Origin of the sequence: Pseudomonas sp. NBRC 111131, from assembly GCF_001320525.1 — a bacterium.
In the GTDB taxonomy this organism is placed as follows: Bacteria; Pseudomonadota; Gammaproteobacteria; order Pseudomonadales; family Pseudomonadaceae; genus Aquipseudomonas; species Aquipseudomonas ceruminis.
In genome coordinates this window covers 57,763-81,801 of sequence record NZ_BCBH01000027.1, presented here as the reverse complement: position 1 = coordinate 81,801, position 24,039 = coordinate 57,763, and the positions used below count along the sequence as shown (strand labels likewise).

Here is a 24,039-nt window from a genome sequence, read left to right as displayed (position 1 = left end):
TGAGAGGAGCATGGCGCTCGGGGAATCAAGAATATTGCCGCTGTCAATGAAACAGCGCGCTGTTTCGAAGATATCGCCGAAGACGCCGTGTTGAAGTTGGTCGCGGGCATCATTGCCGACGACTGGAGGGGAGTTCTTGTAGCCAGGCAGGTCGACCGGGCGCACGCAATCACCGATTGCACCATCGAGGGTATAAAACACCCGTGGCCCATGTTCATCCAGCCGGCGCAGCAGCCAAGTGAATGCAGCTTTTGCTTCTGGCTGCGCGCCGATGCCCAGAAATGCTTCGATGGTGTAGCCAGCGTCGCGTATCCAGGCGAAGCGGTAATCGTAGTTTTTGCTGCCGCCAATCCGTTCGGGAAGGGATGAGGTCGCTGCCGCCATGATCGAGCCACTTGGAGAGGACAGCAGCAGCTTGAGGGCCAGCGCATTTCTGATGACCTGGGTCTGGTACGGGCCGTCGTAGACCAGCCCCTTCGACCATTGGCACCACTCCCGATGCGAGCCGTCGATGCGTTCATCGATCAAGGCCAATGGGGGCACCACCAGGGGCTCATCTCGTCCTGCGATGATTGCGACCACTGAGCGTTGTCCTGCTGCAAGGCTAAGGACAGCACGCACGCCCATGTCATCCTTGCGTTCGATGTGCACCTGATGGTCGTGCAGGAACATGCCGAGTATTCGGCCCGCATGAAAAACGCAGGCATTGTCATTCGGCGCCACGTAGGGGCTTACCGTGTCGGCTTGGGTTCCGAAGTCGATGGCGATGTCGAAGTCGACCTTACCCTCGATACCTTCGATGCGTCTGGCGAGTTCGGCCCAAGGCAGGCGTCCAGCAGGGCCACTGTTCAAGGATTCCGTCAGCCGGGCACGACCCTGACTGGTAATGAAGATTGTCTCAAGGACGTTGCTGTCTGCCAGGTAGCGGCGCTCAGCAACGAATGCCTCGCTAGGGGTAATGGAAAAGAAGCCTCCAGTCTGAGGGGCCAGCAGCTTGTCGAATAGGGGAGGTGAATCCATGTGCGGCACACACCACCAGTCGATGGAACCGTCCAGACCAATCAGTGCCACAGAGCGCCCATCGCCGAGCGCACCATACTGCTCCAGGGGCAACCATCCACCCTCATCACGCTGAGGTGCACCCTGTTGAGCTTCTACCGGTTCTCTTTCCATCGGTATGCCTTCGAGATCACGTGTTCTGATTCCGACAGGGCTATCTGGCGTCTGGTTCGTCTTGTGTGAGCGCCGCCCAAATAGAGGGAATTTAGGATTGGCATGGATATCTCATGTAAAGCGAGACAAAAGGGCGCTTCGTCCCCTCGCATTTACCCTGCAGGGAACAAGAACAAAAGGGGGCTTACATGAGTTGTCTGATTTGCGCGGGGCAAGCTGAGTCCGTCGAATGCACCAGTGGCTGGGAAGAGCGACACTGTTCTCAATGCGGCTGTTACCGAATGTCCCAGGCGCTCATTCTGGTGATGATGGAAGAGGGTCAGATTTTTGATACCGAGCGGATGCGGGCCTGGCTGGTATCTCGGCGCGAATTGATGCCCATCCCTACCATCGACCATAGCCAGGCGATATTGGCACTTTAATCGGGCCTGGGCTCTACCACTGGCTACCTGGTGTCTCACTCAGCAGGAATGATCGAAATCTTTCCATTGCGTTCGACGATGGCGAACTTGACATGCTCTATGTTCTCGATGCCTTGGCTGTCCCGCGCTGACTCAAGGATATCGTCCTCCGTGAGGCGTGCCCGACGCATGCGGTGATGCAGAAAACGTCCATTCTCAACAACCAGGGTAGCGTGCCCATCCAGAAACCTGGCCAAGGGCTTGGAGTTGAGCTTCGCGAGCGAAAGGCCGACGTCCAAAACGATCAGCGTGGCAATCACCAGCATGGCATTGGTGAATGAAAAATCCTCGCCCAGAAGTGCCTGCTGGGTGGCTTCCCCAATGATCAGTAGCAAGACGAAGTCGAAAGTCGTCAGGTCGGCCAGTGAGCGCCGCCCGGCTACGCGAAACAGCAGCATGAGGGCGACGTACATCCCGGCTGCGCGGAGGATCGAATCCATGACGCACTCCTAGGGGTAAAGAAATGTGGAAAAGTGAACGGCGCTTTGGGGGCCAGCCCTGACGCTACCCTCCAGAGTGCCCACGTGATCACTTCTAAGGGTCAGGTACAAGGTGGCCAAGCCATCTTGCCCAGTACCCAGTTGGAACAGCATGGCCTGGCCATGGGACATCGACAGTTGCGGCTGCGGTTGCAACGTCTCGATACTGGCGTTACGAAGCAACGATCCCTCAAGTTGCACCTCCACCGGCTGACCGGAGATACCCTGAACGGTGATGAAAAGGCTGTCTGTCGTGCCACTTCGGCTGAGGCGCTGGTACTCGACCCGTACCCGGCCATCCTGGCTCACCACCTCGGCATCGCTCAGCGGGCCATTACCGAAGAGGCCTGCCAAGGCAAGCAATACGATGGCCACGAGCACGTACCACCCCACGCGCTCGAAGCGCCAGACGCGCTGCTGCATCGGCATATTTTCTTGAACAGGGTGACGTCTGGATACCAATTCATCTTCCGACATGACCACAGCCCTCAGGCGCGCTCACCGCGTAACCAGCGCTGGTGATAGTAGGAAAGCCGGGTCAACCCGAACAGGGCACCTTGGCGCATGACCTCAGACCGCTCGCCGAAGAAACGTTGAGTGCGCGTGAAAACGGCATTTGGCTCGCCGGCGAAAGCCCACGCAAAGCACATCGTCCCCGGTGGTATCCCGGATTCGGGCGCCGGCCCGGCTACCCCGGTGGTGGCGATCACAACATTTGCATCGCTGTCTCTCAAGGCGCCCAAGGCCATTTCCCAAGCTACTGCTTCGCTGGTCAGGCCGTATCGTTCGATGGTTTCGGCGCTGACCCCCAGCAGGCGTTTCTTGGCGCTGGGTGAGTAGACGACGTAGCCGCTTTCCAGCACCTCTCCTGTACCCGGTACCGCGGCCAACAAAGCCACCATGCAGCCCGCAGTGCACGATTCTGCGGTGGTCAAAATCAGTTTGTTGTTTTTGAGATAGCCGAGGGCGGCCAGTACAGGGTCGTTTTCCATTCCAGAATCGACTCGCTTGTTTTGCGGTGGACGCGAGCCTGGGGTAATTGGTTCATCGCCCCTGTTGCCCGCCCATCTCCTGAAGTGTCACTGACCTGAACTTTGCCCCGTGGATTGGCTTCCCTTGTTCAAAGGCAATGGGAGGAGAGCAACATGCAGAAAGTGAGCGACAGGCAAAAAGAAGGTGCGCAGACAAGGCCGCATGGGGAAGAGGAGCGAGACAACGATGCTCATCGTCCGGATGGATCCACCGGCACATCACATGACTCGACAGCGCAAAAAACGGCCCGTGATCACGATCAGCACAAACGCTGAAACTGCCACGCAAAACGGTTTGAGGCTCGCCAACTCGGCGAGCCTCTTTTCGCTAAAGGATCGGTTTGCCCCCAGTCACTGCGTAACGTGAGCCACTTATATAACTGGCCTCGTCGGAGCCCAGCAGCACGTAGATCGGCGCGACCTCCACCGGTTGACCAGGACGTCCCAGTGGTGTTTTCGAACCGAAGTTCTTGACCGCTTCATCTGGCATGGTGGAAGGAATTAGAGGCGTCCAGATAGGCCCTGGCGCAACGCTGTTGACCCGAATGCCTTTCTTGCCTAGCAGCTGAGCCAGGCCAGCAGTGAAGTTGGCAATGGCCCCCTTGGTCGTGGCGTAGGCCAGCAGGCTGGGGGATGGATCGTCGGAATTGACCGAGCTCGTATTGATGATCGAACTGCCCTTGGGCATGGAAGGCAGGGCCGCCTGGCAAATCCGGAAGATGGCGGTGATGTTGGTATCGAAGGTTTTCACCCATTCATCATCGTCGATCTCTTCCAAGGTCTCGTGGGACATCTGGAACGCCGCGTTGTTGACCAGGATGTCGATACGCCCGAACTGGCTGACGGTCTTTTCGACGATGTCGTAGCAGTGCTGTTTCTGCGCCAGGTCTCCGGGCAACAACAGGCATTGACGGCCTGCGGACTCAACCCAGCGCGCGGTTTCTTGCGCGTCGTCATGCTCATTCAGATAAGCGATAGCGACGTCGGCGCCTTCACGGGCATAGGCAATCGCCACTGCCCGCCCGATGCCGCTGTCTGCTCCGGTGATAAGGGCAATCTTGCCTTCGAGTCGATTGTGGCCGGTATACGACTGCTCACCACAATCCGGGTAAGGCTCCATCTTGCGTTGTGAGCCGGGGACATTTTGAGGCTGCGAAGGGAAGGGTGGGGTAGGGAAGTCGCGCATGGTAGAAGCTCCTGCAGTTGAGAACGTTCATACCGGTTCGAAAAGCCTGGCCTGCGCGTGTTGGTTTCAATCTGCGGTTGGTACGACGAGCGGTGCGGAATATCAATCCAATTGAATTCCATGCCCCATCGCCTGTTCTACCGGACTCAGCTCCAGTCTCATCTCTTCGCTCGGAGCCCAATTCCCGGAGTAGCGAGTGTCTCGAATCATTACCCCAGCGACCCCTGAGCACGAGATCAGCGAGCACAATGCCAGGATGTTTGGCTCTCCCAAGGAGCGTCTGGATTTTTACCGGCGTGAGATCCAGTACGAAACCAGCATCCTGGCCAACCGTACGGATGCCTACCTGGCGGCGCAGTCATTCCTGGTCATCGCTTTCGTCTCATCCATGGGAAACCTCAATCAAGGGTGGGGCGAGATGTTCACCCTCATCGTGCCCGCGTTCCTCGCCTTGCTCGGGGTACTGAGTTCGCTCAACGCCTGGCCTGGCATCCGGGCGGCGTACAACATCATCGATCACTGGCAGTTCAAGCAGAGCCACCTGCTGCGCAGCGAGCCATTGATGGGGTTGGCTTACGACGAGTCGCCGCTGTTCTGTGAGGCGGAAACCTCGCGTGCAGGGCATCGAAAGTCATTGCTGTTCTCGCTACGGACGCCGTGGATCTTTCTGGTGTTCTGGGTGTTATTGGGTAGCTACTCGGTTTACATCCAACTGGCCTGAACACGTTTGCGTGCAAACATGGAGGTAACGTTTTGACGACTGAGGCATTACTGACCGAGCTCCTCAACGCCCGAGGGCCGGGCGGACAAGAAGATGAAGTACGGGCCATTTGTCTGCGCGAGCTGCGCCTATTCTGTGATGACACGCACATCGACCCTGCTGGCAATGTGGTGGGGGTGATTCGTGGGGGCCGCACTGGTAGCCCAGAGGCAGCCATACGCGTTATGGCCCACCTCGATGAGATCGCGATGATCGTCAAAAATGTGCTGGAGAACGGCACCCTGGAGGTGCTCGCTCTAGGTGGTTCGCAACCGATAAGCTTCGGTGTCTGCCCTGTCGATAACCTGGGCGATGAACACATCCTGCCGGGTGTTTTGTCCTACGGTTCCATGCACAACAGCGGTCGTACTTCGAATGGAAGAGACGTGCTGGCAGGAAATGTTCAGTGGAAAGATGTCTATATCGTCACGCGCAAGAGCCAGTCGGATCTCCAGCAACTTGGCGTTCGGCCTGGTACTCGAGTCGTGCTCAGTCAGCACTGGCGTAAGCCCTTCAAGGTACATGACTGTATTGCCGCTCACTTCCTCGACGACCGAGCTCCGCTGAGCGCTGTCATTCTCTGTGCGAAGCTGCTGAGTGAACGGCGAGGAAAACTGAAGCAGGACGTTTGGTTCGTGCTTACGACGCTGGAGGAAGAGTCGAATGCCGGCGCCATGTACGCAGCTTCCCGACTGCCCGGCGACACTACAATCGCTGTCGAGGTCGGCCCTGTACTTGAGGAATATGGCACGGAGCTTTCGGCCAACCCGATCATCAATACCGGCGACCAGAAGGGATACTACAGCCGCACCGTGGTGCAGGGCCTGATCGCCGCTGGCCTAAAGGCCGGCTTTAAGCCCCAGTCGGCATTGCTCGTCGATTTTGCATCCGATGCAAGCGCGGTGATGAGCGCCGGGATCGATGCCCGGGCTGGTTGCATTGCTATACCGACCGAGAATACCCATGGCTTCGAAATGGTGCTTCTGGAGGGGATTACGGCCTGCGCCGCAACACTGGTCGAATTCATGCTGGATGCCCATCTGTCCGACATTTCAAGAACTGGCTGAACGCCATTGGAGTAGGGCGCCCTGAGCTTAAGACAGGCGAAGAAACCTTCGCCCTCGCCTTGGGAGTGTCCTATGCAAAAGTGCCATTGGGTGGCTGCGGTTTCGGTCTTGGGGGTCTCGATAGCGCTGGGCGGGTGCGCCCGCGATCCTGAAAAGCGCTCGGTCTCCGAGCTTGCTGTGAGTGGCACCAAAAGTCTTTTGCGCACGGATTCCGACATGCAGAAGCTGCTGAACAAGTTTGCCAGCTTCGATGCCAAGGCCATCGAGAAGACCACGCCTCAGGAGGCCCGTCAGCAGCCGACCATGGCCGATGCTGTGAAGGGCGTGCTGGAAGATCAGAAACGCAGTTCGAGCCCCGAGTCATTGGTGCCCGGCGTCACCACGCGGGAAATCTCGATACCCAGCCCGTCAGGCTCCATGCCGGCCACGGTGTATACGCCGCCAGGCAATGGCCCTCTCCCAGCGGTGCTGTTCTTCCACGGCGGCGGTTGGGTGATAGCAGATCGGAAAGTTTACGATGGCGGCGCACGCGGGTTGGCCAAGCAAGCCGATGCCGTGGTGGTATCGGTCGATTACCGCTTGGCTCCTGAGCACAAATTCCCCGCTGCGCATGACGATGCCCTGGCGGCTTACCGTTGGCTGGCAAGAAACGCCGCCTCCGTTGGCGGGGATCCAGAGCGCCTGGCATTGGCCGGCGAAAGCGCAGGCGGCAACCTCGCCGTCGCTACTGCAATGGGCGCCCGAGATGCTGGCCTGACAGCACCGAAACACGTCCTTTCGGTGTATCCGGTTGCGCAGTCGAGCACCGATACCGCTTCCTACCTCAAGTACGCCGATGCCATGCCGCTGAATCGTCCGATGATGCTGTGGTTCATCGGCCAAGTCACCAGTTCGCCTGCCGATGTCCAGGATCCACGTATCAACCTCGTCAAGGCTGACCTGCATGGCTTGCCTCCGGTGACCATCATCAACGCGGAAATCGATCCGCTGCGCGACGATGGCGCCCAGTTGGAGCAGGCGCTACGCACAGCAGGTGTGGCGGTAGATCGCAAAGTCTACGACGGCGTGACGCACGAGTTCTTCGGCACTGCCGCCGTCGTGAAGAAGGCTGAGGACGCACAGGCCTATGCGGGTCAGCGCCTGAAAACTGACCTCGCCAAATAGAGCGCAAGCATGCGTTAACGCCAATCAGTGCCCTTGAGGCAGCCGGAGAATCCTGATGAATAACCAACCGGATACACCCGTTGCAATTATGCCGCTGCGCTTCCAGCCCTCTTTCGAGCAAATTCCGGATGACGAAGCCGAGACGAGCAGGGAGCTGGCTGAAACCCTACGGCAGATCATGGAAACCACGTTCAAGGACAACGGCCACGCCAACCGCAGTGTCCATGCCAAGGGACACGGATTGCTGCGCGGGAAAGTGACCATCCTCGAAGGACTGCCAGCGGAACTGGCACAAGGTGCCTTTGCCAAGCCCGCTACGCTGCCGGCCTTTCTGCGGTTTTCCACCAACCCAGGGGATGTGCTCGATGACAAGGTATCGACCCCGAGGGGCTTGGCACTGAAGATCGTGGGTGTCGAAGGCTCCCGCCTACCTGGCAGTGAGGGGCAGGTGACCCAGGACTTCGTCACCGAGAATGCCAAAGCCTTCACCTCGGCAACGCCCAAGGCGTTCCTGAAAACGCTGAAGATGCTCGCGAAGACGACGGACAAGGCACCAGGCATGAAGAAGGCACTGTCAGCCGCACTGCGGGGAGTGGAATCGCTGGTCGAATCGGTGGGCGGCGAAAGCGCTACGCTGAAGAGCCTCGGTGGCCATCCCCAGACGCATATTCTGGGCGAGACCTTCACCACGGTGGTGCCGATCCTCTACGGCCCTTATTACGCCAAGCTGGCCATTGTTCCTGTGTCGCCCTCGCTAACCGAGTTGACTGATCTCAAAGTGGAGCTGAAGGGCGACCCGGACGGGCTTCGCCATGCCGTAGAGGCGTTTTTCAGGCAGAACGGCGGCATCTGGGAGCTGCGTGTGCAGCTGGCCACTGACATCGAGAAGATGGCCATCGAGGACGCATCAGTGAAATGGTCGGAAGCGTTGAGCCCCTACGTGACAGTTGCCAGGGTAGAGGTCGAACCGCAGGCCGCCTGGGATGATGAAAAGGTACGCGACATCGATGATGGCATGGCATTCAGCCCCTGGCATGGGTTGGCTGCGCATCGTCCCCTGGGAGGCATCATGCGGGTGCGCAGGCCCTCATACGAAATGTCAGCGCAGTTTCGCGCTACGCACAATGGGTGCCCGATTCACGAACCGCGTTGAATTTACGCAGTTGGCACATTTTCCATCCATGAGCGATGTGCATGCCCCCTGGCAATCCAATGGAATTATCTCTTCTACGGCTTGCTCAATAGCGTATGAACTAGGGAGCGGATCTTGTGCCAGCACTTCAATTGTACGTAATCGAGTATGACCTGCACGGTGACCATCGGACGTTCATCATCCGCTTGGAGAAAATGGACAACGCCGTGGCTTGGCACTGGGCCAGTTGCGATGCCGGCGTTGGCATCATCCCAAGATTCAGTCAGCAGAAAATCAAGTTGGTCAGTCGACCGATGGCCGAGCGCTATGGCATCGCTAAGGTGAAGTGGCGGCTCGCCGGCGATGGCCCTGAATTCGTAGCGCAACCTATCGAAGTCAAAAAATTCTCGGGGGTTGCTGAAGGTACTTGAAGCCCGGCGCCCCGATCCATCTGCTTTGAGGTATTGCCATGCAGCCGAAAACCGAAGGCTCCGAAGAAAAAGGGCCAAGCGACGTGCCCTTCATTAACGATCCGGAAAAGCCCACGTCGCCGCCACTCAATGACGCTGATGCAACGGAGGCAGCCGAGGCAGAGGAAGACATCCAGGATGACGGCGAAGCCATTTAACCAAGAGGAGCACACGATGGACAATTACCACCTCAGCCCGACATCAGAAGGATGGGAATTGAAGGAAGCCGGTGCTGAACGCGCCTCCAAACGAGCGTCGACGAAGCACGAGCTCGTCAGCGCCCTTGCGGATTTCTTTGATGGCAAGACGGCGTCGGTGAAGATCCATAAAGCGGATGGCACTATCGAAGAGGAACGCACCTACCCACGATCTGCTGATCCGCGCCGTAGTAAAGGTTGAAGACTATAACTGCCTGTGACCTCGGCATTGAGGTCACGGATGCCCTTGGCGTGTTCAGATGGTTGTTGGCCAGCTTTCTCATGGGGAAGCGCATCCGCGCCACCGTAGCAGTGCAGGCGTACCGGATGCTTGTCGATCAGCAGGGCCTGGGTACGCCGATTAAGCTTGCCCAGACTTCTCATTCCACACTGGTCAGACTGCTCGGGCAGGCCGGCTATGCGCGCTACGATGAATCCACTGCCCGACGACTGCATGATCTTGGCAACAAGGTAGAAGTGGAACTTGCTGCTCAACTTGAGGCACTGCAGGAAGAATCAAATGCTGAGGGATTCAAGCGCTGGCTACTGAGTTTCGAGGGCGTAGGCCCAAAGACCGTGGAGATTTTCATGCGTGAAGGCTTGGCCCATTTGACGAAGTTGGAAGGCCATTGAGCATGGGTGGCCTTTAGCCCCCATCGACGCATGTCCGGATGAGTGAAACACTCGAAAATCTAACCATGGACTGGAGCAGGTGATGAAGCTCGACATCGAGGGTTTGTCGCTGTCAGGTAAGACGGTAATTGTGGTAGAAGACGATCCAACGCTTCAGACCCTGTTGGTGGACATCCTGATCGAGTTGGGCGCCACCTGCGATGCGTTCGATAACTCAGAAGATGCCTTGATTCACTTGATGGGACTTAAGAGCGACTGCTCGTTGATCGTTGTCGACCATGGTGTTCCGGGAAGCATCAAAGGTATGGAGTTCATCTCCATGGCACACGAAAGGTGGCCTGGACTACCCGCCATTCTGACTTCTGGCTACCAGCTTGATGCTTCTCAGGTGACGCCACCCGTTACCTACCTCTTCAAACCGTGGTCGATAGACGAGCTCGCTCAAGCTATTAGCCAGGCGCTTCACCCTGCAAATTTACCTTCAACTCTCCCGCCGCTCGACCAACAAGGACTCTAGCGCTGCAGGTTATCCCGAGCACCATCGTCCGTGTGATGCTCAGCAGGCGCCTGATGGTGGGGATCACATTCGCTGCCCATCGCCTGATATTCCTTGCGAAGTTTATGGATTTCCCGGTTATCGAGCGCTTCGAGATCCAATACCGACTGCTCCGCAGATTTCGTAGCGCGGATCAGTTCGTCGAGCTTCACGTGGATGATGTCGTTATCCCGGTTCTGGGTGTTCTGAATCAGGAAAACCATCAGGAATGTGATGATGGTGGTCGACGTGTTGACGATAAGTTGCCAGGTATCGTTGTAGTGAAACCAGGGCCCAGATGCAGCCCACATGGCGATCAACACCACGGCGATCAAAAAGGTGCTCGGTTTACCGGCGTGGTTGGCGAGCCATTGGCAGAACTGGGCGAATTTCATGACGTCATCTCCATTGCGATCCATAGGGTTTGACCGCAGCGGAGCGCTGAAATCTTTTTTTACATTTACCTCAGGTATTGGGTGAACCCACTAAGCGCAGCGGAACGACGTGGCGTGCCGGAAAGTCAAAAAAATACTCGAAAACTTTCCCAAGGCTTCTGCGCAGATGACCTTCATCGTCTGGTTCGCCACGCTGGGCGCAGTCTTGCTGCTGCTCGCACTCTCATCCTCCTACCTGCGCTGGATCCCTGTGACCTCGTCTGTAGTGTGCCTTGCCCTGGGTATCGGCCTGGGTACATCGGGGCTAGGTTTTCTTCAGCTGGACGTGAGCAAGTCGAGCGGATGGATGGAGCACCTTACAGAAGTCGCGGTGTTGTTTTCGCTGTTCTTCAGTGGTTTGAAATTGCGCCTGCCCTTGCACAACCGCCGTTGGTGCAGCGCCTTTTTTCTAGCAGGGCCAGTGATGTTGATCTGCATCGGTGGGGTAACGCTGGTGCTGCATCACGGCCTGAACTTGGGGTGGGGAGTCTCGCTACTAATCGGGGCGATCCTCGCACCCACTGACCCCGTGCTCGCAACTCTGGTGCAGGTGGTTGATGCCCAAGACGATGATCTTGTCCGTTTCAGCTTGTCGGGTGAGGCAGGGCTTAACGACGGCGTGGCGTTTCCCTTCGTCATGCTTGGACTGTTCCTGCAACAGGACAATGGCCAGGCCTGGTTCAGTGACTGGTTGTTCAAGGACATGCTGTGGGCAGTAATCGCAGGCCTGTTGCTTGGCTACTGGATGGGGCGCGGCCTGGGCAAGCTCACGCTGTTCTTGCGTCTGCGCAACGACGACAGCACCGTCTCGCCCAATGACTATCTGGCCCTTGCCCTGATTGCGTTGCCATACGTGAGCGCCGAGTCGATACAGGCCTATGGGTTCCTCGCGGTGTTCGCTGCGGGCCTCGGTTTACGGCAGGCGGAGGTGCAGACCGCCAATAGCCCAGAAGAACCGGCTGCTGAACATCTGGTACAGCCTGTGGTGGGTCACCAGCACGTGGCGCCGGAGCTAGCCGTCAAAGGCGATTTGAAAGGGCTCGACGACTCGCAGGTAGCAGCGGGGATCATGTTGGGTGACATGCTGGCTTTCGGTAGCCTGATCGAACGGGCAATGGAAGTGTTTCTGGTGACCCTGCTCGGGGTAGTGCTCATTGAGCATTGGGACTGGCGGGCAGTGCTGGTGGCCGGCGCTTTGTTTTTTGTCATTCGCCCCATCAGTATCCTGCTGTTTCCGGCTCGGGGAGTGCTGGATATCCGCCAGCGTGGGCTTTTGGGGTGGTTTGGTATCCGAGGTATCGGTAGCTTCTACTACCTGTTCTATGCCCTCAATCATGGGCTGCTTCCCACGTTGGCCGCGCAGAGCATCAACCTGGTGCTGTCAGTGGTGGCGTTGAGTATTCTGCTGCATGGGTTGAGTGTCCAGCCGCTTCTTGCCAGATACGAAGCGTGGAAGGAAAGGGTTTCCTGATGGCCGTTCAGGAGAAAAGTGCCAGGGCAGCTATTGCCCTGGCACTGGATCACCGCCAGTTAGCGGTTTTCGCTACCGCGACCGCCGGCGTGGCTGTTTTGCCCGCCTTTACGGCCCGCTTCGGAGGCACGCTCACGGTCGTTGGCAAAATTGCCGCCTGAACTCTGCCCGCCTTTGCGACCTGCCTCCGACGCCTTCTCGTGATCATTGGCAAAATTGCCAGGATTGTTCTGAGCAGTGCCACCTTGATGGCCACGATTGGTTTGGTTGTTAGCCATGATCTTTCACCTCATGTCGTCACACAGGAAAGTCTGTGTTCAACTCGGACGTCGGGGCGCGGGGTGTTTACTCCGTGGGTTTTAGCCGAGGCCGACGGGTTGCGCGAAAGAACCGGTGCAGGCGTGTGTGGCGTCCTTAAGCTTTGTTCGCGAACGTTTGGAAAGGATCAAGCTTGGCAGACGTCGACCTTCCAGCCCCGTCGGCGTGGTTAAGCTGAGCGCAGAGCAGTTCCTGGAGCTGGGTTATTGGCCACGGCTTAGGAAGGAACTCCGCACCTGGCGGCAACACTCTCCCTGCAAATTCGTAGTATCCGCTCATGACAATGATGCGCGTCTGAGGTTTTTGCTGGCTTGCCATCCAGGCAAGATCAACCCCATTGAGTAAACCAGGCGTTTGTACATCCGTTATCAGCAGCGTCCAATCTTGCTTCCTCAACGCCTCATTGCCGTCATCGGCAGTCGCCAACGCTGTCACCATGGCCCCCCATTCTTCCAGGTACAGGGTCAAAAGCTCTCGAATCATGGGTTCGTCCTCAACGATGAGAACAGTTGGGCGAATTATCTTCGCAGCGGAAAGCAGCTCTTTCATACGGGTACTCGGACATGCGGCTGCAGGAAGGGAGGGACATCCAGGTCTGCTTGCTTTCTTCCAGCAAGACGTAGCAGCGCGCCATCACTACGACATCGCCAGCGTTCAAGAAATTCACTCCAACTTGAGTCAGTGCCGTCCATACCCATCCTTGAGCGGAACTATAACGGTGCGACCCTCTGGACACATCGACGCCGCTGACACCGCTTTACTGAACCTCTGGAATTTTCGTGACTCAACCCTCCATCAGCGTGTGAGGCCTCCTGATGCGAACGTTCGAGAAAAACCTCTCTGCCGCCCAATTGCTGAAGCTCAACTGTCTGGCAGACTGGTACCGCGTGCTGGAAAGCAGGGCCTTACGAATGGATTCGCCAGACGAATATCATGAGGAATTGCTTCGCCAGGCCGATGAGATGGATCGTCGAGGGATTATCTGCTGGCAGGAATGGCGCGATCTTCGTCTGGAGGCTGACGCTGCTTACTTGAGAGCGGTAGCAGGGGAGGACTATCGCTCGGTTAATCCCACAAGCTCGTCAGCAGAGTAGGATCGAACGTGATCTCGCAATCACGCTCATTCCTCGGTACGCAGACCGCCTCTAGTTATCCCTGCGTCGTGAATGTGTGAGGGTAAAACCCACAAGGATTCCCAGCGCCGCTGCGCCGATCAGCAGGAGCGTCTTATCTTTTGGCTTCCTCCAACCTCCGTCGATACCCCTCCTGCCACTCGGAGGCTCAAAGAGGTTGCCTGATGATGCTTCGGCTATGGGGCTGCGATTTATCCCCCAGCGCGTCAGCCTTCCTGACAACAGAGGCAGGCCTGGTATCAGGTAGCTGGCCAAATGCGCGAGGCGCGCCGCAGCGCCAACCGTGGTGTGAGCACGAGGCGAGATTGCGCAGGCCACCATAGCCTTCGCCACCATTTCGGGATCGTATACGGGGCCTGGCGGTGTCAGCGCATGCCCGGTGTAGTTACCGCCGTCTCGGAAGCCTGGTGTGTCCATGACGGCTGGATAGATATCGCACACATGGATGTTGGGAAACTCAGTCAATTCGCCCCGCAATGCCTCGGTCAGTCCGCGCAAGCCGAACTTGCTCGCCGAGTACGCGGCGGCGTAGGGCTGTGCCACCCAGCTGCCCAGCGACAGCGTGTTGATCAGAATGCCGCTGCCCTGTGCCTTGAAGAAGGGAAGGGCGACGTAGGCCCCTCGCAGGTAACCGATCAGGTCAGTCTGGATGACCTGCTCGTGCGCCTCCAACGGCGTTTCTTCGAAATTGCCGACCGCGCCGACCCCGGCATTGTTGACCCAGATATCGATCCGTCCCTGTCCAAAGTCTGCGGCCTGAGCGGCAAGCGCTTGAACCTGGTCGCTGTGGGTGACGTCGGTCGTGATCGCTATGGCATCCGTACCGCAATCGGTGCATTCATCCAGCACGTCGAACAACGCCTCTTCATCGCGTGCGGCGAGTACAAGGCGAGCACCTTTGCACGCAAAGGCATGCGCGGCGGCTCGGCCTATGCCGCTGGATGCGCCGGTGATGACCACGACCTTGCCGCGCAGAGGCCCTCTGAGCGGAGCGCCACGGTCAGGCGCTTCTCGTTTCGTAGCCGAGGCGCTGGGGTCAAGGGGTGCAATGGGGTCGCTGGCCTCGATCCGCGAGAGCTCAAGGGAGGTGCCATCGACCAGGGTCAACGTCAGCCCTTCGACCGTGCCTGCCGCTCGGTTTGGAAATACGGGCTCACCTTCAGCATCCAGGCTGTCGTAGATGAAGCGTGTACCTTCGAGCCAGCCCACGGCGGTGAGAAGTTCAGGGCCGAGATAATACTTCCCGTCTTGAAAGAAGCCTGGAAACTGATGAGCGCGCTCCACGTTTTCCACGCGATAGCGTTCGCCTGATTTCATCCCTGTCGCTTGATCGATCATATTGAAACCCCTGTAAGTGGAGCTCGGAAATGTCAGCCTTTGCTGTGCTCGTCGGAAGTGGGCCCGGTACCGCGCTTGATACCGCGCGGGCCAGCAACGCCCCAGATACCTAGGCCAATTAACGGTAGCGCGACGATCAGCAGGGCCCAGGCCGCTTTGACTGCATCTGACTTGTCGCTTCTGAACACGCTGACAATGGCCCACAGATCGATGAGTAAAAGGATTGCCGCGACGGCAATCCAGAAGTAGCTGGCGACCTCATTCATGATCTTGTCTCCTCTACACGTAGTCAGGGCCCAAGGTGCCCGGTGCAGCGCCCGGCACCAGGATGACTTTGCGACAGTTGTCCTGCTTCTGGTCGAACATCTTGTAGCCCATGGCCGCTTCTTCGAGTGCTAGGCGGTGGGTGACGATGAGTTCCGGTTGCAGGCGTCCCGCCTCGATGTGTTCAAGAAGTTCAGGCAAGTATTTCTGCACGTGGGTCTGGCCCATCTTGAACGTGAGGCCTTTGTCGAAGGCGTCGCCGAACATGAAGGCGTGGATGAAGCCGGCGTACACACCCGGCACACTGACAACGCCGCCGCGACGCACTGCAGCAATGCTCTGGCGCAGCGCCTTGCCACTGCTGCCTTCGATTTTCAGCGCCGTCATCACCGTTTCGGCAGTGCTGCCCTTTGCCTCGAAACCGACCGCATCAATCACTGCATCGACGCCGCGCATGCCTGGTGTCTGGCGGATGATGCTGTCGGCGGGATCGTCGTCTTGCTCGAAATTGATCGGTATGACGCCGTAAGCCTCGCGGGCGTAGGCCAGGCGGTAGTCGTTGTCATCGACCATGAAGATGGTCTGTGCCCCGAGCATTCGCGCACAGGCGGCGCTTAGCAAGCCCACCGGCCCGGCACCATAGATCGCCAGCGATGAACCCTGGCCAATCTCGGCATTGATGACCGCCTGCCAAGCGGTGGGCAGAATGTCCGAGAGGAACAGCACCTTGTCATCGGCCAGGTCGGTGGGCACTTTGAACGGGCCGACGTTACCTTTGGGCACCCTCACGTAATCCGCTTGGCCGCCAGGGATACCGCCATAGAGATGGCTGTATCCGAACAGCGCGGCGCCCGGGGGAATGCCCTTCTTGTTGATGATCGAGCCCCGCCCCGTATTGGTGGTTTCGCAGGCAGCGAACAGATCGTGCTGACAGAAGAAGCAGTTGCCGCAAGCGATCACAAAGGGAATCACCACGCGGTCGCCGATCTGGAGATTGGTGACGGCATTCCCGGTGTCCTCGACGATGCCCATGAACTCATGGCCGAAGATATCGCCGGCTTCGGTTTCTGGGATTTTGCCTCGGTAAAGGTGCAAGTCGGAACCGCAAATGGCTGTGGCGGTGACCCTGAGGATGATGTCGTCTTCTTGCTCGATGATCGGGTCAGGAACGTTATCGACCCTGACGTCGTGTGCTCCGTGGTAGGTCAGTGCTCTCATGAATGTCAGCTCCTGCAGCCGCGTAATTTCGTGATCGGTATGCAGGGGAAGCCATGGCGGACAGCAAAGTTCAGACCAACAAGGCAGGCGGTACTGATTCGCTGCCTATCCGAAAGTTGGCTGAACCAATCGGATCACATCGATATCAGAGCGATCTAAATGGAGCTGCTGGGACGAATCGGTGGCCATCCATCATAATCGGCTGTTCGAAAGGGCTAGCTGTGAGAATCCCAAGCTCGGGGGCTTCAACCGTTCCGCTTTAAAGCTAAAGGGGGCTGGCATGCGAATACGTGGTGATGTCTTCTGGAAATGGGCTGACCCCGCGCTTGCCCACCGCAGTTATGATGAAACGCTGGACGACGGAACCGCTATAGAAGTCCAGACGAGGTTGTCACGAACCGGAGCCACCCAGGTTTTTATCGGGGTTTATGCCGCGAGTGGAATGCCCCTTCACGAAGAGGCATTTGCTGCCATGCCGGGCGAATCGATGAATCGTGCGCTGGCTTGGGGGATAGGACGGGCCAAAAGCATTGCCAATGAGCCAAATAGGAAAGGCATTAAGCGACCGCCATTCAGTACGATGGGGGAGTAGGCAAGCCCAGCCAAAACCAGAAAATTTCTCCTCGTACCGATACTTTTCTTGGGACGGGCAAGTTTTCTGATCGATACTCATCAGTGCTGCTGCCTATTGAACATCAAGCTCCTTGGCTGATTCAGGCTATTCGTTAGCGGTGATTATTCCTTCTCGTCTTAGCAGATCTACGTTGGTTGGCTTGACTGAGGTTTTGGTGATTTCCTGGATCGAGAACCAGCGACACTCCACTATCTCGTGCGAAGGTCGAGGCATCATGCTGGCCGGAACGGCCATTCGGTACAGCCAGTGCTCTTCCGCTTGGAGCACGTGATGCCCCAAAAACTGAGCGTCAGTCAGTTCTAGGCACGTTTCTTCCCGTGGTTCACGACGTGCCGCTTCAAGCTGCGTTTCGCCAGGATCGATTTTCCCGCCAGGGAGTGACCACTGAGGTGCCTCCTTGCGTACAAGCAATACCTTCCCTGCCTGCAGGCAGATGACGGTGGAATGAAGTTCTCTCGATGGGCTCATCACTTGTCCTCCCTTTGACGGAAGGCTCTCATGATCTGGTGAAGTTCACTTGATGCGTCGAAAGGCGTTCGACTTACCTGAGCAGGGCATTACACGCTTCGGCGCCGATAACTTGAACGTTGCCCTCGTTACACCGGTCATCTAACCGACACACGGAAGATTTATTCTCGGCAAGGAACCTGCCGGATCTAGGCCAGCCAACGTTAAGGGCAGCGCATGAAGGCAATGGACACTGCAACAGCGAAACGCAAAGGCATCAAGCTGCGCGCCACCATCATCTATCGCAAGGATGGTGAAGTCTTGTTCGTTCGCAAGCGCAACGCCAAGTGGAACCTACCTGGTGGCCGAGTCGAGCGAGACGAGACGCCGCATGAGGCGGCTATGCGGGAGATGGCCGAAGAAACTGGTCTCGCATTCGACGAGCTCCGTTACCTCACGATGTACCGGGAAGACAAGGTGATCCATTACCTGTTCGAAGCCCGCAAGTCAGACGATAAACCACGCCCTCGAAACGAGATCGAAGCTTGTCGTTGGATCAAGGCTAGGGATGTACCGAAGCGTCGAGTAAGGCGCCCGATCAAAACCATCCTGAAACGCTGCGCCTGATCAGGCCACGTTAACCGTTTGTTTCAAATCCCGAGCGCTTGCGCGCTTCGGCGTCCGCTTCATTCTTCTGCGTCTGGGCCTTCTTCGAGATGGCCGGAAGCAGCTGCTTCAGCTTTTTCAGTTCGGCCTCAGCCTGCGCCAGTTCTTTCTCCGACGACTCTGCCCAGAGACTTTCGAGAGGTTGAAGATCAGGCTCTTCGTGGACACGCAGGCACCATTGGTGGTGGTCGTGCCATGAGCCCAAGGCACCCTGAACTTTCTTCAGCGATTTCGCAGCTTCAGGGGAGAGCGGCGACAACTCTTCAAATGCTTCGGTGAGATAGCGAGCCCGCTTGACCAGGATCCGCAACTCATGGCGGTCGTGATGCTTGTCATCTACCGCGATATGTACCTTGTCCAGCAGCTTGGTCAGTGACTTCATCACCGCCCCACGCAGCGCTTTATCGTCATGCCCAGCAGAAGAGGATCTGAAAGTTGCCGGCCAGAGATCGAGGGCGGTGAACAGTTCGTTGAGCTCCTGACTCTTCGCGATAGCTTTGTACTGATCAGGCAATCGACTTCTTCGGGCCTGGGCGGCTTCGGTCAGTCCACGTGTATCCAGCTCTCCCGCCATGACCTCAAGATCTCTGGTGGGAGTAGTAAGTCGACCTACCTCGGCGGCAGCTGCTTTCAAGCGCTCCACGCCTTCGAGCTTGCGGACGGGGATCAGTAAGCTTCGGATACGTCTGACGGCGATCCGCATGTCATGTAACGCCTCGTCATCGGTCGAAGCCAGAAGGCGTTCTCTGGCATTCATAAGCGTCACTTCGAGCTCTACAAACTCGCAACGTACAGGTCAACAAACGCCATCTCGTCCTCCCCCTTGATGAAGTACGGGTGCTGAACCACTCACCGTATCGCTTACACATCAGATGTGATGGGCGAGTATAGATTTTGGTTCGGTGGCTGCTCAGGCTGAAGCTTCTGCAGATGTTACGAAGGCATGTTGAGCGGCCTGCAGCCGCTCTTGCAGACGAGCAACATAGGCCTCAGCTTCAACTGCATTCGCGAACGAAACTGGATGGCCGTCAATGATTACTTTGCAGCCTGATCCGTGTTCGTCGACCTGGATATCGATCTTCATGCCCGCCATCTCCTTGGTGTTGTTTTGGCGGCGCGGAGGGTAACGTAAATAGATCAGCAGGAAAATCGCCAGGGCCGCTCTAGCATGCAGGTTTCATCGATTATCATCAGTTCGGCAAAACGCTGTAACAACTCCAACCGTCTGATTATGAATGGATTTGCCGGCCATTTGGATGCATGAGAGCCGCTGTGGGCTATGGTGGGATGACCATCTGTCTAATACTAAAGTCGTAGGAGAGCGGCATGCGCATACGCGGTGACATTTTTTGGAAATGGTCAGACCCGACGCTTCATCACCGAACTCACGATGAGACGCTGGACGACGGCACGACGATGGATATCCAAGTGCGGTTGTCGCGAACGGGCAGCACTCAAATGTTCATAGGCGTGTATGCCGGCAGTGGTATGGCACTGCATGAAGAAGCCTTCGACACGCGTCCAGGAGAGTCGATGACGCGTGCCTTGGCCTGGGGGGTTGGCCGTGCGAGGTGCCTCGCCACCGAGCGAAACCAGCCTTCGCAACGGCTTGCTTAAACAATGTGCTGGTAGCCGAGGGTCGCAATTTTTCTCAGTGATCCACTTCTTGATGAATCCAGGCGGTATAAGCCGCTTTGAGAGATTGAGGCAGGTGTGGTGAGTCGGGTTTCAATGCGCCCGGCTTTTTCACCCACTCGGTCAGCCAGGCGATGACCAGAGTGCGAGTGACAGGGCTAGGCCCAACCTGGCGCTCTAGCTCCGCAGCTATCTGATCCAAGAACGCGATCTCAGCGTCAAATTGGGCTAGCTGATCAGCCATTGTCTCGTCCTCCTACCCCATGTGCTGCTTTCGTTCCAGGGCGGATAGAGCCAGCGCACGACCCCTGCCCGCGCCCCACGCCATGGCCCGAGTTACCGATTCACCAGGCCGTTTTGCATAGGCTTCTTCAATCCTGGCCAAGCCCGAGCGCTCGTAGATCCCGATGAACAACTGCGTGTCGCCAGTACGGGAGAGCCGAACCTGAACATCGAGCTTGGCTCCATCATCTAGCTCTTCCTCGTGGGAATGGTGCTGTAGAGCTGGATCTGCCCAAGCCCAAAATACTGCTCCTCGATGTCGCATCCTTGCCTCCTGATTACCTCTCCTTCAAGCGAGCTTAGTCCGTTTCGTCTAGATCGGTGGTTTCAATCATTTCAGGACATTCCAGTGCATGTCTTTGACTCACTCATGATCATGTGACCGGTGGGAATTCAGAGACTTCATGCTTCTTCGCATGGAAAACCGTCAATTCGGAACTCTGCATTCAGCCATGGATCATCAGATCATGGATGATCATTTTCGCGTTAAGGATGTCGCCCATTCTCTAGGTGCGATCCCTTATGAGCGTCACTACGCATCGCCCAGTCAGAGCTAAGGCCACGATCATCTGCTTACGAAATGACAAGGTTCTGCTTGTCCGCAGGAAGGGGGCTAAATGGAAGTTTCCAAGCGGCGTGCTCGCGACCGGCGAAGCGCCAATCGTTGCCGCTGCCCGTGAGCTTTGGAAGGCGCTGGCGCTTCATTGCTCAGGCTTGAACGCTGTGGGCACCGTCGAGGTAGGCAATGTTCTCCACCATATTTTTACGACTGACGTACCCGACGGTTGCTGCGTCGCGCTTGGCAGAGGCATCGTTCATTGTAAGTGGATTTGTTGGGAGGAGCTGAGTTCAACCATGCTGAAACCCACAGCCGCTGCTTTGCTTTCACGAGACCTGCAGGAGCTCGTTCACCATGATGGGTGCCCGGAATCAGTCTCGTCTTTCAACACAAACTGAACGTCAAGATCAGCGTTCGGGTCGGATCGTTAACTGTCATGAAAAAAGGAAGTTAGTGATGAAAGCGATGACACGAGTGTTCACTGGCCTGGCGTTGGTTGGTGCTATGGGGGCTACTTCTGCATGGGCTGATACGCCCGGTGCTGACTGGAAGGTGAACAAGGATCAGGCTGAGGCCACCTTGAAAGGCGCAGGCTACACCCAGATTACCAAGATCGAAGCTGACGATGGTCACTGGGAAGGCGAGGGTATCAAGGCTGATGGCAAGCAATACGAGTTCCAGGTTGATCCGCACGACGGCAAGATTATCAAAGACGAGCTGGATAACTGATCAGGGCGGGTGTTGCTCTCTGAGCGGCCCGTGCCTAAGGCGCGGGCTTTTTTTCGTTAGTCATCCCAAACGGATTTCGGCGTTTCTGGGCCAGTCTCCTGGCAACGGAAGCAAGCGGCGGCTATCGACCCAGCTAACCTTGAGGTTTCTCCCCAAGGTCAAAGAGCAAGCTTTTCGCTCGTTCTAATAACAGGGATTATGTCGATGGCTGTCTCGGAAAGCTCACTCGAAAAGTCGTGCCTTGCTCAGGGCTAGATACGACTTGAATGCTGCCGGCATGGCTGGCCGTGATTTCCTTGGCTATGAACAACCCTAGCCCTAGACCTTGGCTCTGCTCACCGTCAGCACGACTTGCGCGTGTTAAGCGTGCTTCAGGATCAAATAGGTAGGTGATCTGGTCGGCAGAGATTGGTTTTCCCCAGTTGTGTACCTCAATTACGGCCATGTTCTCAACGCAGCTAGCACCTACTCGAATCGGCCGCTCAACATCCCCGTGTCGTATGGCATTTACCATCAGATTGGATATCACCTGGCTCATGCGTAGCGGATCGACGCTCGCCGGCAGTGCATCGGTACGTTCGAAAACAACGTTAATCTGTGGATGGGCGAAGCAGACCTCTTGTACAACCCTGGCACACAACGAAGTCAGATCGATATCCTGACGTTGCACCGTGATGCCCAGGCCCAGGTTGCATCTGGCGAGATCCAGTAGATCGTTTACCAACTGATTGGCACGTTCGGCACTCGTATCGATCTGCACCGCCAAGCTCTGTTCACGGTCTCCCCACTGCTTGGCTCTGGTAAGCAGCGCCGCTCCCATTTTAATGGCCGTTAGTGGTGATCGAAGATCGTGACCCAGTACCCCCAGCACCATTTTGCGTGTGGTATCGACAGCCTTGCCATAGGATGCGATGGACTCTACAAGAGCCTGATCGATAGCTTCGTTGAAACGGATTATTTCGGGTACACGATCCGCTTGATCGAGTGATGCTTCCTGTGAAAGCCAAAGCCTGAGCACGCTGGATCTGAGGGCTCTGTACTCGGATACCATCTGATCGAGGGTAAATCCATCCAGAAGGCGAAGTACGGCATGAGTCTCAGCAGCGCTTTCGCCCTCAATAGCTGGGCCTAAACCCTGCGATTTATCGATCTCCTGCTGCAAGCTCTGTGGTGTATCCATATCGCGAGCCACGGCTTGGAGGATGAAGGCGGCATGATTTCTTAAGCCCTTGTCACTAAGCGCTTCGCGAGGTAATTCAACGGTACGAGCGAAATCCTCCCAAGCCTGCAGGATGCTGCCCATGTGCTGAGTGATGAATGTCGACAACCGCATGCAGCCTGCCCTCCGTCCTAATCGCGTATCTTTTCCGTTGAGTCTGTAGAAGCGTAGCTCCCTGGCATCTGGTTGGTGACTTCCAGCGCAACGCGACTGATTTGATACTAAAGCAAGCGTCCGCTACGGGGCGACTGCTGTCACTCGCCAAAGGAATTGAGCACGCTGATAATCTCGGCAGTTCAGCTCTGGGTTGCCCAGAGGCATCCTCGTCGAACTGCTTTGTCCAACAGGCGATACGCTTTTGCTGACAAAGGCTGCGCATGAGGGGGCGGATTTACCGGGAGGGTTTCCGCTACAGCAAAGCGGAGGTGCTGTTGCTCGACCTCAGCCAGCGTAATGAGATTAGTGGTGACCTGTTCGGGCTGCTCAGCTAGTGGCGAGTGAGAAGCTGATGGGGGGGCAATCCATGGACGATGGGAACGATGCGTCTGGCGAGCGCCCCGGTCGACCTGTCATGGGGATGATGAGCCAAAGCTTCACGACACGAGTTAATGAGCTCTGTACTGTTTACTGCAAATAGAGCGGGGCCATGAGCAAGGCCAGGGCTTCCAGCTCCCCTGGCCCTAAACAACCTTACCGGTTGTCTTCAGTCATGCCGCTGTCTTCGTCCTGCACCGCTTGCGAAGCTTCGTCAATTTCGCTTTGGCCATTGTCCGATTTGGGCCCCGTGGTATGACCTCCCATGCCGCCTCTATGAGCTGTACCAACTGCGCCCTGGTGATCGCTTTGGTACCCACCGCCTAAATCCTGACCATCTTGATGCAAATCTCGTTGAAGGTCGGATTCGCTCTCCGACAACTGTCCACCTCTTTGATCAGGCTCAGATGGTCGGTGTGGATCATTCTCGAAGCCATCAGGATTGTTTTGAGTGGTGCCACCTTGCTGACCGGTTTTTTCTTGATCGTTTGCCATGATCTCGCACCTCGTGTGGTCACACAGAGAGCCTGTGTGTTCTGGTGAGATGCTTGGCGAATTAGGGACGCTCCCTTTACTTTCGTATTAGCTGACCGGGTGCGCGAAAGATCGTGAAGCGCAACGAATCGTGTAATAAAGGTTGCTGCATAGCTTGTGCAGTTGTCCGCGCTCGGTATGCCACTACCCGGCGTCCAAGAGAGGCAGGCGCTGCCTGATGTCGGCAATCAGCCGTCTACCTTCTGCCTCCATCAGATCGCCATAATTGGCAATGGCGGCACACCCTCGGCACGTGAGGATAGCCTTCTTGTTCAACCTCTGTGGTACTACAAGGTCTTGCCCACCGCATTTGAGACATCTCAAGGTGACGCTCAC

35 protein-coding genes and 1 pseudogene are annotated in these 24,039 nt (G+C 57.0%); 18 read left to right on the top strand and 18 right to left on the bottom strand.

The window, feature by feature from the left end; translation table 11 throughout:
• On the bottom strand, positions 1–1,113 hold a 1,113-nt coding region (locus APH34_RS21350), incomplete at its 3' end, for a glycoside hydrolase family 15 protein (RefSeq protein ID WP_371263318.1).
• A gap of 341 nt (positions 1,114–1,454) precedes the next feature.
• On the opposite strand from APH34_RS21350, the gene APH34_RS29625 reads away from it, so the two are divergent.
• The gene (locus tag APH34_RS29625) at positions 1,455–1,595 is read left to right on the top strand and encodes a hypothetical protein (RefSeq protein WP_172455975.1); all 141 of its coding nucleotides are present in this window, start codon (positions 1,455–1,457) and stop codon (positions 1,593–1,595) included.
• A gap of 35 nt (positions 1,596–1,630) precedes the next feature.
• Here APH34_RS29625 and APH34_RS21345 read toward each other — a convergent pair whose 3' ends face one another.
• From APH34_RS21345 to APH34_RS21335, 3 genes are all read right to left on the bottom strand, one after another.
• The gene (locus APH34_RS21345) at positions 1,631–2,074 is read right to left on the bottom strand and encodes a DUF421 domain-containing protein (protein ID WP_054902874.1); all 444 of its coding nucleotides are present in this window, start codon (positions 2,072–2,074) and stop codon (positions 1,631–1,633) included.
• Positions 2,075–2,083: 9 nt separating this feature from the next.
• Positions 2,084–2,536 (bottom strand): hypothetical protein, encoded by a 453-nt coding sequence (locus APH34_RS21340; RefSeq protein ID WP_082422865.1) that lies wholly within the window; start codon positions 2,534–2,536, stop codon positions 2,084–2,086.
• Positions 2,537–2,601: 65 nt separating this feature from the next.
• Positions 2,602–3,105, bottom strand: coding sequence for a CinA family protein (locus APH34_RS21335; RefSeq protein ID WP_054902872.1), 504 nt, complete (start codon positions 3,103–3,105; stop codon positions 2,602–2,604).
• A 153-nt stretch (positions 3,106–3,258) separates the two neighbouring features.
• On the opposite strand from APH34_RS21335, the gene APH34_RS29620 reads away from it, so the two are divergent.
• Positions 3,259–3,420 (top strand): hypothetical protein, encoded by a 162-nt coding sequence (locus APH34_RS29620; protein WP_172455974.1) that lies wholly within the window; start codon positions 3,259–3,261, stop codon positions 3,418–3,420.
• Positions 3,421–3,472: 52 nt separating this feature from the next.
• On the opposite strand, the gene APH34_RS21330 is transcribed toward APH34_RS29620, so the two are convergent.
• On the bottom strand, positions 3,473–4,330 hold the full coding sequence (locus APH34_RS21330; RefSeq protein ID WP_054902871.1) for an SDR family oxidoreductase: 858 nt from the start codon (positions 4,328–4,330) through the stop codon (positions 3,473–3,475).
• Positions 4,331–4,526: 196 nt separating this feature from the next.
• Between APH34_RS21330 and APH34_RS21325 the strand changes: the two genes are divergently transcribed.
• The 9 genes from APH34_RS21325 to APH34_RS21290 all read left to right on the top strand — a co-directional run bounded on the left by APH34_RS21325 (position 4,527) and on the right by APH34_RS21290 (position 10,270).
• The gene (locus APH34_RS21325; protein WP_054902870.1) at positions 4,527–5,051 is read left to right on the top strand and encodes a hypothetical protein; all 525 of its coding nucleotides are present in this window, start codon (positions 4,527–4,529) and stop codon (positions 5,049–5,051) included.
• 32 nt (positions 5,052–5,083) lie between these two features.
• On the top strand, positions 5,084–6,157 hold the full coding sequence (locus tag APH34_RS21320) for a peptidase M42 (RefSeq protein WP_054902869.1): 1,074 nt from the start codon (positions 5,084–5,086) through the stop codon (positions 6,155–6,157).
• Between the two features lie 216 nt (positions 6,158–6,373).
• The gene (locus APH34_RS21315; RefSeq protein WP_245353424.1) at positions 6,374–7,321 is read left to right on the top strand and encodes an alpha/beta hydrolase; all 948 of its coding nucleotides are present in this window, start codon (positions 6,374–6,376) and stop codon (positions 7,319–7,321) included.
• 55 nt (positions 7,322–7,376) lie between these two features.
• Positions 7,377–8,474 (top strand): catalase family protein, encoded by a 1,098-nt coding sequence (locus APH34_RS21310; protein WP_054902867.1) that lies wholly within the window; start codon positions 7,377–7,379, stop codon positions 8,472–8,474.
• Positions 8,475–8,590: 116 nt separating this feature from the next.
• Positions 8,591–8,884: a DUF6555 family protein gene (locus tag APH34_RS21305; RefSeq protein WP_054902866.1), complete on the top strand. Its 294-nt coding sequence runs from the start codon at positions 8,591–8,593 to the stop codon at positions 8,882–8,884.
• Positions 8,885–8,922: 38 nt separating this feature from the next.
• Positions 8,923–9,081 (top strand): hypothetical protein, encoded by a 159-nt coding sequence (locus tag APH34_RS29615; protein WP_172455977.1) that lies wholly within the window; start codon positions 8,923–8,925, stop codon positions 9,079–9,081.
• A 16-nt stretch (positions 9,082–9,097) separates the two neighbouring features.
• A complete protein-coding gene (locus tag APH34_RS21300; protein WP_054902865.1) occupies positions 9,098–9,322 on the top strand; it encodes a DUF2188 domain-containing protein in 225 nt (74 codons plus the stop codon).
• On the top strand, positions 9,319–9,753 hold the full coding sequence (locus APH34_RS21295; RefSeq protein ID WP_054902864.1) for a hypothetical protein: 435 nt from the start codon (positions 9,319–9,321) through the stop codon (positions 9,751–9,753). Before APH34_RS21300 ends, APH34_RS21295 begins: the two co-directional genes overlap by 4 nt.
• A gap of 82 nt (positions 9,754–9,835) precedes the next feature.
• On the top strand, positions 9,836–10,270 hold the full coding sequence (locus APH34_RS21290) for a response regulator (RefSeq protein ID WP_054902863.1): 435 nt from the start codon (positions 9,836–9,838) through the stop codon (positions 10,268–10,270).
• Here APH34_RS21290 and APH34_RS21285 read toward each other — a convergent pair.
• A complete protein-coding gene (locus tag APH34_RS21285; RefSeq protein ID WP_054902862.1) occupies positions 10,267–10,683 on the bottom strand; it encodes a low affinity iron permease family protein in 417 nt (138 codons plus the stop codon). The genes APH34_RS21290 and APH34_RS21285 overlap by 4 nt on opposite strands.
• Before the next feature lie 166 nt (positions 10,684–10,849).
• On the opposite strand from APH34_RS21285, the gene APH34_RS21280 reads away from it, so the two are divergent.
• Positions 10,850–12,193, top strand: coding sequence for a sodium:proton antiporter (locus tag APH34_RS21280; RefSeq protein WP_054902861.1), 1,344 nt, complete (start codon positions 10,850–10,852; stop codon positions 12,191–12,193).
• A gap of 59 nt (positions 12,194–12,252) precedes the next feature.
• On the opposite strand, the pseudogene APH34_RS21275 reads toward APH34_RS21280, so the two are convergent.
• Together APH34_RS21275 and APH34_RS21270 are read right to left on the bottom strand one after the other, a co-directional pair.
• Positions 12,253–12,447 (bottom strand): annotated as a pseudogene (locus APH34_RS21275) (general stress protein); the annotation flags it as partial.
• A gap of 160 nt (positions 12,448–12,607) precedes the next feature.
• Complete coding sequence (locus tag APH34_RS21270) at positions 12,608–13,060, bottom strand: response regulator (RefSeq protein WP_054902859.1); 453 nt, start codon at positions 13,058–13,060, stop codon at positions 12,608–12,610.
• Positions 13,061–13,326: 266 nt separating this feature from the next.
• Between APH34_RS21270 and APH34_RS21265 the strand changes: the two genes are divergently transcribed.
• A complete protein-coding gene (locus APH34_RS21265; RefSeq protein WP_054902858.1) occupies positions 13,327–13,605 on the top strand; it encodes a hypothetical protein in 279 nt (92 codons plus the stop codon).
• 51 nt (positions 13,606–13,656) lie between these two features.
• Here the strand turns inward: APH34_RS21265 and APH34_RS21260 are convergent, their stop codons facing one another.
• The 3 genes from APH34_RS21260 to APH34_RS21250 are packed head-to-tail and all read right to left on the bottom strand — an operon-like array spanning position 13,657 to position 16,464.
• Positions 13,657–14,982 carry an SDR family oxidoreductase gene (locus APH34_RS21260; protein ID WP_054902857.1) on the bottom strand — a complete coding sequence of 442 codons (1,326 nt, stop codon included), beginning with the start codon at positions 14,980–14,982 and terminating at the stop codon, positions 13,657–13,659.
• Positions 14,983–15,014: 32 nt separating this feature from the next.
• On the bottom strand, positions 15,015–15,248 hold the full coding sequence (locus APH34_RS21255; protein WP_054902856.1) for a PLD nuclease N-terminal domain-containing protein: 234 nt from the start codon (positions 15,246–15,248) through the stop codon (positions 15,015–15,017).
• 13 nt (positions 15,249–15,261) lie between these two features.
• Entirely contained in the window at positions 15,262–16,464 is a 1,203-nt protein-coding gene (locus tag APH34_RS21250) for a zinc-dependent alcohol dehydrogenase (RefSeq protein ID WP_054902855.1), read from the bottom strand.
• Positions 16,465–16,744: 280 nt separating this feature from the next.
• Between APH34_RS21250 and APH34_RS30060 the strand changes: the two genes are divergently transcribed.
• The gene (locus APH34_RS30060; protein ID WP_054902876.1) at positions 16,745–17,056 is read left to right on the top strand and encodes a hypothetical protein; all 312 of its coding nucleotides are present in this window, start codon (positions 16,745–16,747) and stop codon (positions 17,054–17,056) included.
• A 126-nt stretch (positions 17,057–17,182) separates the two neighbouring features.
• Here APH34_RS30060 and APH34_RS21240 read toward each other — a convergent pair whose 3' ends face one another.
• Positions 17,183–17,566, bottom strand: a complete 384-nt coding sequence (locus APH34_RS21240; RefSeq protein ID WP_054902854.1) for an NUDIX domain-containing protein — start codon at positions 17,564–17,566, stop codon at positions 17,183–17,185.
• Between the two features lie 216 nt (positions 17,567–17,782).
• On the opposite strand from APH34_RS21240, the gene APH34_RS21235 reads away from it, so the two are divergent.
• On the top strand, positions 17,783–18,172 hold the full coding sequence (locus APH34_RS21235; protein WP_054902853.1) for an NUDIX hydrolase: 390 nt from the start codon (positions 17,783–17,785) through the stop codon (positions 18,170–18,172).
• A 10-nt stretch (positions 18,173–18,182) separates the two neighbouring features.
• On the opposite strand, the gene APH34_RS21230 is transcribed toward APH34_RS21235, so the two are convergent.
• Together APH34_RS21230 and APH34_RS29320 are read right to left on the bottom strand one after the other, a co-directional pair.
• Complete coding sequence (locus tag APH34_RS21230; RefSeq protein ID WP_054902852.1) at positions 18,183–18,968, bottom strand: CHAD domain-containing protein; 786 nt, start codon at positions 18,966–18,968, stop codon at positions 18,183–18,185.
• Positions 18,969–19,121: 153 nt separating this feature from the next.
• Positions 19,122–19,295 carry a hypothetical protein gene (locus APH34_RS29320; protein WP_156340949.1) on the bottom strand — a complete coding sequence of 58 codons (174 nt, stop codon included), beginning with the start codon at positions 19,293–19,295 and terminating at the stop codon, positions 19,122–19,124.
• Positions 19,296–19,537: 242 nt separating this feature from the next.
• Between APH34_RS29320 and APH34_RS21225 the strand changes: the two genes are divergently transcribed.
• Positions 19,538–19,828, top strand: coding sequence for a hypothetical protein (locus APH34_RS21225; RefSeq protein WP_054902851.1), 291 nt, complete (start codon positions 19,538–19,540; stop codon positions 19,826–19,828).
• A 34-nt stretch (positions 19,829–19,862) separates the two neighbouring features.
• On the opposite strand, the gene APH34_RS21220 is transcribed toward APH34_RS21225, so the two are convergent.
• Together APH34_RS21220 and APH34_RS30055 are read right to left on the bottom strand one after the other, a co-directional pair.
• Complete coding sequence (locus tag APH34_RS21220; RefSeq protein WP_054902850.1) at positions 19,863–20,090, bottom strand: hypothetical protein; 228 nt, start codon at positions 20,088–20,090, stop codon at positions 19,863–19,865.
• A 12-nt stretch (positions 20,091–20,102) separates the two neighbouring features.
• The gene (locus tag APH34_RS30055; protein WP_054902849.1) at positions 20,103–20,393 is read right to left on the bottom strand and encodes a hypothetical protein; all 291 of its coding nucleotides are present in this window, start codon (positions 20,391–20,393) and stop codon (positions 20,103–20,105) included.
• A 257-nt stretch (positions 20,394–20,650) separates the two neighbouring features.
• Between APH34_RS30055 and APH34_RS21210 the strand changes: the two genes are divergently transcribed.
• Together APH34_RS21210 and APH34_RS21205 are read left to right on the top strand one after the other, a co-directional pair.
• Complete coding sequence (locus tag APH34_RS21210) at positions 20,651–21,085, top strand: NUDIX domain-containing protein (RefSeq protein WP_054902848.1); 435 nt, start codon at positions 20,651–20,653, stop codon at positions 21,083–21,085.
• Between the two features lie 58 nt (positions 21,086–21,143).
• Positions 21,144–21,416 (top strand): PepSY domain-containing protein, encoded by a 273-nt coding sequence (locus APH34_RS21205; RefSeq protein WP_054902847.1) that lies wholly within the window; start codon positions 21,144–21,146, stop codon positions 21,414–21,416.
• A gap of 196 nt (positions 21,417–21,612) precedes the next feature.
• Here APH34_RS21205 and APH34_RS21200 read toward each other — a convergent pair whose 3' ends face one another.
• Both APH34_RS21200 and APH34_RS21190 read right to left on the bottom strand, forming a co-directional pair.
• Positions 21,613–22,749: a sensor histidine kinase KdpD gene (locus APH34_RS21200; protein WP_054902846.1), complete on the bottom strand. Its 1,137-nt coding sequence runs from the start codon at positions 22,747–22,749 to the stop codon at positions 21,613–21,615.
• Positions 22,750–23,325: 576 nt separating this feature from the next.
• Entirely contained in the window at positions 23,326–23,664 is a 339-nt protein-coding gene (locus APH34_RS21190; protein ID WP_054902844.1) for a hypothetical protein, read from the bottom strand.
• Between the last annotated feature and the right edge of the window lie 375 nt (positions 23,665–24,039).

Bases quoted from the DNA above. Each gene is read 5' to 3' on its own strand.
- APH34_RS21340 (WP_082422865.1), bottom strand. From the start codon at position 2,536: ATGCAGCAGCGCGTCTGGCGCTTCGAGCGCGTGGGGTGGTACGTGCTC.
- APH34_RS21220 (WP_054902850.1), bottom strand. From the start codon at position 20,090: ATGGCTGATCAGCTAGCCCAATTTGACGCTGAGATCGCGTTCTTGGAT.
- APH34_RS21280 (WP_054902861.1), top strand. From the start codon at position 10,850: ATGACCTTCATCGTCTGGTTCGCCACGCTGGGCGCAGTCTTGCTGCTG.
- APH34_RS21345 (WP_054902874.1), bottom strand. From the start codon at position 2,074: ATGGATTCGATCCTCCGCGCAGCCGGGATGTACGTCGCCCTCATGCTG.
- APH34_RS21310 (WP_054902867.1), top strand. From the start codon at position 7,377: ATGAATAACCAACCGGATACACCCGTTGCAATTATGCCGCTGCGCTTC.
- APH34_RS21235 (WP_054902853.1), top strand. From the start codon at position 17,783: ATGAAGGCAATGGACACTGCAACAGCGAAACGCAAAGGCATCAAGCTG.
- APH34_RS30060 (WP_054902876.1), top strand. From the start codon at position 16,745: ATGCGAATACGTGGTGATGTCTTCTGGAAATGGGCTGACCCCGCGCTT.
- APH34_RS29620 (WP_172455974.1), top strand. From the start codon at position 3,259: ATGCAGAAAGTGAGCGACAGGCAAAAAGAAGGTGCGCAGACAAGGCCG.
- APH34_RS21290 (WP_054902863.1), top strand. From the start codon at position 9,836: ATGAAGCTCGACATCGAGGGTTTGTCGCTGTCAGGTAAGACGGTAATT.
- APH34_RS30055 (WP_054902849.1), bottom strand. From the start codon at position 20,393: ATGCGACATCGAGGAGCAGTATTTTGGGCTTGGGCAGATCCAGCTCTA.
- APH34_RS21260 (WP_054902857.1), bottom strand. From the start codon at position 14,982: ATGATCGATCAAGCGACAGGGATGAAATCAGGCGAACGCTATCGCGTG.
- APH34_RS21255 (WP_054902856.1), bottom strand. From the start codon at position 15,248: ATGAATGAGGTCGCCAGCTACTTCTGGATTGCCGTCGCGGCAATCCTT.
- APH34_RS21205 (WP_054902847.1), top strand. From the start codon at position 21,144: ATGAAAGCGATGACACGAGTGTTCACTGGCCTGGCGTTGGTTGGTGCT.
- APH34_RS29320 (WP_156340949.1), bottom strand. From the start codon at position 19,295: ATGAAGATCGATATCCAGGTCGACGAACACGGATCAGGCTGCAAAGTA.
- APH34_RS21190 (WP_054902844.1), bottom strand. From the start codon at position 23,664: ATGGCAAACGATCAAGAAAAAACCGGTCAGCAAGGTGGCACCACTCAA.
- APH34_RS21265 (WP_054902858.1), top strand. From the start codon at position 13,327: ATGCGAACGTTCGAGAAAAACCTCTCTGCCGCCCAATTGCTGAAGCTC.
- APH34_RS21230 (WP_054902852.1), bottom strand. From the start codon at position 18,968: ATGAATGCCAGAGAACGCCTTCTGGCTTCGACCGATGACGAGGCGTTA.
- APH34_RS21270 (WP_054902859.1), bottom strand. From the start codon at position 13,060: ATGAAAGAGCTGCTTTCCGCTGCGAAGATAATTCGCCCAACTGTTCTC.
- APH34_RS21210 (WP_054902848.1), top strand. From the start codon at position 20,651: ATGAGCGTCACTACGCATCGCCCAGTCAGAGCTAAGGCCACGATCATC.
- APH34_RS21200 (WP_054902846.1), bottom strand. From the start codon at position 22,749: ATGCGGTTGTCGACATTCATCACTCAGCACATGGGCAGCATCCTGCAG.
- APH34_RS21330 (WP_054902871.1), bottom strand. From the start codon at position 4,330: ATGCGCGACTTCCCTACCCCACCCTTCCCTTCGCAGCCTCAAAATGTC.
- APH34_RS21315 (WP_245353424.1), top strand. From the start codon at position 6,374: ATGCAGAAGCTGCTGAACAAGTTTGCCAGCTTCGATGCCAAGGCCATC.
- APH34_RS21300 (WP_054902865.1), top strand. From the start codon at position 9,098: ATGGACAATTACCACCTCAGCCCGACATCAGAAGGATGGGAATTGAAG.
- APH34_RS21250 (WP_054902855.1), bottom strand. From the start codon at position 16,464: ATGAGAGCACTGACCTACCACGGAGCACACGACGTCAGGGTCGATAAC.
- APH34_RS29615 (WP_172455977.1), top strand. From the start codon at position 8,923: ATGCAGCCGAAAACCGAAGGCTCCGAAGAAAAAGGGCCAAGCGACGTG.
- APH34_RS21335 (WP_054902872.1), bottom strand. From the start codon at position 3,105: ATGGAAAACGACCCTGTACTGGCCGCCCTCGGCTATCTCAAAAACAAC.
- APH34_RS29625 (WP_172455975.1), top strand. From the start codon at position 1,455: ATGTCCCAGGCGCTCATTCTGGTGATGATGGAAGAGGGTCAGATTTTT.
- APH34_RS21225 (WP_054902851.1), top strand. From the start codon at position 19,538: ATGCGCATACGCGGTGACATTTTTTGGAAATGGTCAGACCCGACGCTT.
- APH34_RS21240 (WP_054902854.1), bottom strand. From the start codon at position 17,566: ATGAGCCCATCGAGAGAACTTCATTCCACCGTCATCTGCCTGCAGGCA.
- APH34_RS21285 (WP_054902862.1), bottom strand. From the start codon at position 10,683: ATGAAATTCGCCCAGTTCTGCCAATGGCTCGCCAACCACGCCGGTAAA.